The sequence below is a fragment of the Acidaminococcus sp. CAG:542 genome, assembly GCF_000437815.1.
Lineage (GTDB): Bacteria > Bacillota > Negativicutes > Acidaminococcales > Acidaminococcaceae > Acidaminococcus.
The window spans coordinates 1-1152 of sequence record NZ_FR902018.1; the positions used below are offsets into that span (position 1 = coordinate 1).

Annotated in this window: 1 protein-coding gene; it reads left to right on the forward strand. The window is 53.1% G+C overall.

All coding sequences use genetic code 11. From position 1 onward, the window contains the following. Positions 1-1038: hypothetical protein (locus QVO43_RS00925; RefSeq protein ID WP_288174260.1), on the forward strand; the 1038-nt coding region annotated here is incomplete at its 5' end. Positions 1039-1152: the final 114 nt, after the last annotated feature.

The following is a 1152-nucleotide window of genomic DNA, read 5'->3' on the forward strand; positions in this document are numbered from 1 at the left end:
GAATTCGCTGATGAACTGGACAACCTGGGTGTTCGCGTTGCCAAACTGGAAAAGAACGCTGACAACGTAAAGATCACCGGCAACGTCCGTGCCAGCTACTACAACAATGAAGGTGGCAAGACCACCGGCAAAGCCGACAAATCCCAGTCCCGTCTGCGTACCCGTCTGTTTCTGACCGGGGAAGTCAACGACAACTGGCATTACGTTTCCATGCTGGAAAACAACCAGTACTTCCAGGGCAAGAACGAATCCGGCGATTCCGACACCTCCTTCCAGAGAGCTTACCTGGACGGCAACATCGGTGTCTGGAATATCCAAGCCGGCCGTTTCAACAAGACCATTGCTGAAGGCAATGTGTACGATGACCGTGTAGATGCGGTTCAGTTCAAAGTTCCTTTCGGCCAGGCTTATTTGAGCGCTGCCTACGGCAAGATGGCCAGCAAGGATACCTATGGCTGGACGGATGGCGATCTGGGAACCATCGCTGGCCGTAAATGGACCAAAGATGATTCCGTAGCTGACAAGTTCTGGAACGCAGAATTGGGCGGCAGCATCGGCAACCTGGATCTGGCTGCCACCTACACCAAGGCTGACGATGTGAGCCCGGTGATCGACAACGGCCTCACCGGTGACAACAAAATCTGGACTGTTGGGGCCAACTACAAAGCCGGCGACTTCAAGATCGGGGCCATGTACCTGAAAGGTGACGATGACACCCTGGCAAACAGCGACTATAAGAACGGCGATGATGACGGTTATGTAGTATCCCTGGGCTACAAGGGTGCTGCTGCTTCCAAACCTGGTTCCTGGGGCCTGTTCGCCAAGTACTATGATCAGGGAGCTCCCACCATCATTTACCATACCATGAACGGTATGTGGGATTCCTTCAACGGGGAAGGCTTCAAAGGCTATCAGGTTGGCGGCAACCTGACCCTGGCCAAGAACATGGTAGCTCAGGTTGAATACTACGACCTGAAGGGCAAAGAATCCGATTCTCATGCCCGGACCCTGTGGTCTCAGATGGTAGTAACCTTCTAATTCATCATTCCTCCTTGGGTATCCATCTCTTTAGGATGGGACCCAGCCAGTCCCTATATATCCGCCTTTTTAAGGGCGGGGGACCCAGCCAGTCCCTATATATCCGCCCTTTTT